Origin of the sequence: Aquidulcibacter sp. (assembly GCF_049239865.1) — a bacterium.
Lineage (GTDB): Bacteria > Pseudomonadota > Alphaproteobacteria > Caulobacterales > Aquidulcibacteraceae > Aquidulcibacter.
Genome location: NZ_JBMLTR010000074.1, coordinates 1 through 3854 on the forward strand (window position 1 = coordinate 1; position 3854 = coordinate 3854).

Sequence of the window (3854 nt, forward strand, 5' to 3'; positions counted from 1 at the left end):
CAAAAGTGGGCTCCCATTCCATTCGCGGCTAGTTGTCAGCCGGACGAACTCGCCAAACTTTGCCCAATCTCGTGCGGTAGCATATGCGCCACCCGATAACTGGGGATTGCCATCTGAGAAATTGCTGGCCCAGCGCACGGAGGTCATTCCAAGCGGACTGAATAATTTCCTACTGAAGTAATCCTCTACTTTTTCTGCTGGAAGCAAACGCTGCATGGCAAGCCCAAGAATATTCGGATCCCCGCTGTAGATAAAGACGTTGCCGGGGTTATTAATCGCTTGGGCATTGAGATAGCTACTCCAGCCAGGTAAATCATTGAACTCTTGAAGACCACTTGCCATGGTCAGCAGATGCCGAAAAGTGATTCTAGACCGAACCGGGTCGCTCTTCCATTCTGTAATTGCTCGACTTGCCACGGGCTCATCTAGGTTAAAAAGACCATCAGAGGCTGCAATAGCACCCACCATCCCTGTGAAGCCTTTGGTGGCGCTTGCCAAGAGTTGCGCACGTTCAGGCGCGCCGCCATTGGCATAAGCCTCATCTAGTATCTTTCCGTTATGCATAATGAGGAACGTTTGCCCGCCAACACTGGAGCTATAATCCCGCGCTGCTGCGATTGCTGTACTCGTCGGCACAGTACCAGAAGCAAGAGCTTTATTGAAGAAGGACCATGCTATCTCGGCAAATTCAACATCCCTGTTCTGGATACCACTTGTAGGGTTGGTCGGGATTAAGACAGCTTGACTCGAGACCGGATGCCCCCCACCATCCATGCGCCACCATTCAACGGCAGGGACACCCAGATACTGAAATCGGTTGGCGGGTCCTCCATCACCTGAATCGACTTCAAAGATGGTTTGCGATGGAACCTTGTTGGCCAAGCCATTTGCTTCAAGCCAGAAATTGCGTGTTGCCTCTGCACTGATGACACGACCACGTGCACAACCCGACCCAACATTTGCAACACATCCGCCACCATAAGGCATCGCCGGATCGGCTGTACCGTGGGCCATTAAGACGGGAATGGGACGAGCAGGAAGGTTTCGGCATGCCCCTGGTTTCGGATCAACAGGCAGGTTTCCATTCGAAGTGGCAATTGCAGCGACACGCTCGCTTCGCGCCAAGGCATAGGAAAAGGTCATTTGCGCACCGTTGGACCCGCCCGCCATAAACACCTTTTCACCGGGAAGTTTGTATTGAGATCGTATTCTGTCAATTAGGGCGTCTAGGAATGCGATATCGTCCGTTGGAGCTGCAAGGCTGTTGTCGTTTCGACAGTCATTCCAACCCGCACCACCATCAAGCTGGGGGAGTCCCCCAGGATACACGACAACAAAACCTTCACGATCAGCAACAGTTCTAAAAACCGCCAGTGGATGAGCCCCGGTATTTGCAACAGAGAGCCCCGCGCCTCCGCCGCCGTGCAGCACCAATACGATTGCCTTCGGAGTTGCCCCTCCAAGCGAGGCAGGTACATGGACCCTGTAGTCTCGCCGAACGCCATTTACGAGGAGAAAGTCATCTGTCAGACCAACCGGATAAGGAGGCGGGCTCGGCGAGACCGTCAAGGTTGTTGCTGCCAGGACCGACCCGCGCGCATTGCTTGCTGTCAAAGTATAAGTTGTTGTTATTAATGGATTTACTGTCAAACTTGTTTGCGTGAGCACAGTGCCGATACCATTATCTATGGACACATTGGTTGCATCTTTGACGCTCCATGTCAGCACGGCACTTTGTCCCGAGCTGATGGAATTTGGCGAAGCGCTAAAGCTTGAAATCGAAGGCTGAGGACCGTCCGTAGGGGCCTGTGGACTGCCTCCGCCTCCACCACATGCTCCCAATACGGCGACACCGACGAGGGTAGCTGCGAGTAGAAGCCGACGCGAAAAGTGTAAGGATAACATTAGCATTTAGTCCCTCCTGGCCTGCGTAAGACAGCAGTTCTCTCTCGACTTTCACTTCCTGATAAATAGATACTTTTAAGTATCATATAACAACGCATTTTTCTCAAGATCAAGAAGCTTTCAGGACAATTGGCATTGCACGACCTGTCGAATGGGGCACCTACAAAATCGTACAATGTCGAAGGCAAACCCGCCAACCACGAATTTTTAGCTTTAGTTGCAAGAAATAACTTGCTTTGTGTCAAACCATTCTGTTAATATGTCGACACATAACTTATAATATGTAAACATTAGGTGCTCGTTTGCTGCTACAAGAATTGCGATTCCTTTTAGGTGATGTGCTGGGGGCTGAGGCCGTGTTAACCTGGCCGACTTTTGGTCACTTAGACAGGCTTGACTTAGCGAACATTCTGTCCGCCGCGGATGACTTAGCTGAGCGTAAGTTTTCCCCGATCGCTGCTAGAATCGACGCAGAAGAGCCGTTATTCGTTGAAGGCAGAGTGTTGGTCCACGATGATGTGGCTCAGGCGTTTCATGCTTATGCCGATGCTGGATTACTAGGCGCTGGTTTGACCCTCGAAAATGGGGGGCTTCAATTACCATCGTGCATATCAACGGCACTTATGGCAATATTTGGAGCGGCATGTAACCCTGCAGCAGGATATGGATTCCTCACCACCGCTGCAGCCAGAGTCATTCAAGCGTTTGGCGATACATGGCAGAAGTCAACATTTATAAATCCAATGCGCGATGGAATCTGGACCGGGACCATGTGCCTAAGTGAGCCTCAAGCAGGATCGGCGCTCGGCGAGATTCGGACCCGGGCCGTATTGCGCGATGATGGTTCCTACGATGTCACCGGGACCAAAATGTGGATCTCTGGGGGAGACCAAGATTTCACAGCCAACATAATCCATCTTGTGTTGGCGCGGATTGACGGGGGTGCAACAAACGCTTCAGGTCTCTCACTCCTTATTGTGCCAAAGATGAACCTTGACGGGGAATCAAATGGAGTTGCCACAATCGGCCTTAATCACAAGCTTGGCCATCGTGGCACATCAAATTGTGCGTTGGAATTTGGTGCAAAGGGTCCTTCAATTGGGTATCTGATCGGCAAACCCCATTTAGGCCTCTCATATATGTTCCACATGATGAATGAAGCCCGAATCGGTGTCGGGGTGACAGCTGCAGCGACAGCGTATGCAGGGTTCCGGCATGCAACAGAGTATGCACAGACGCGGTTTCAAGGGCGCGACCGCGAAACAGGATTGCCTGTGGCCATTATCGGCCACGCCGACGTCCAGCGAATGCTGCTTTTACAGCGGGCCATTTGCGAAGGCGGTCTTTGTCTGTGTCTTTACGGGGCCCGAATGGTAGATGACGCATTTAGTCACCCGGATATAAGTGAGGCGTCGCGGGCTAGGATCCGACTTGGTCTCTTAACCCCACTTGTGAAACATTGGTGCTCAGAACGCGGCCTTGAGGCAAACTCGCTAGCGATCCAGGTTATGGGAGGAGCCGGGTATGTGCGTGATCATCCAGTAGAAAGACTATTCCGGGACCAGCGCCTCAACACGATTCATGAAGGCACGAGTGGTATTTTAGCGATAGACTTCGTCCTCAGAGGCGTACGAAGCGATGGCGGAGCCACCCTACTGCAATTTCTGCAAGAAATCGTTTCCGACCTTAGCTCAATCCAGGGTCAGCACGAGGTAGCGCTTTTCGAAGCCTTGGTGACATGTGTGAGTAATATTCAAGAGTGTACGGCTAAGCTGGTAACTGGCCGCGAAGTCGATGCACGTGCTTGGGCAAGTCCATTTTCTATCTTTGTTGGCGACACGATTGTTGCTTGGTTATGGCTTAGGCAGATAAAAGCTTTGCGAGGGAAAATAGGCGGTGCCGCCCCTGCCAAACGAGCGGCGTCACTCTGCTTCATCCAATTGATTTTA

At 51.7% G+C, this 3854-nt stretch carries 2 protein-coding genes; one reads left to right on the top strand and one right to left on the bottom strand.

All coding sequences use genetic code 11. The features are described from left to right. A partial coding sequence (locus ACOVRA_RS04870) for a serine hydrolase (RefSeq protein ID WP_421719320.1) occupies positions 1–1728 on the bottom strand: 1728 nt, incomplete at its 3' end. Positions 1729–2207: 479 nt separating this feature from the next. Between ACOVRA_RS04870 and ACOVRA_RS04875 the strand changes: the two genes are divergently transcribed. Beyond that, positions 2208–3854, top strand: a 1647-nt coding sequence (locus tag ACOVRA_RS04875) for an acyl-CoA dehydrogenase family protein (protein ID WP_421719321.1), incomplete at its 3' end; no start/stop codon positions are given.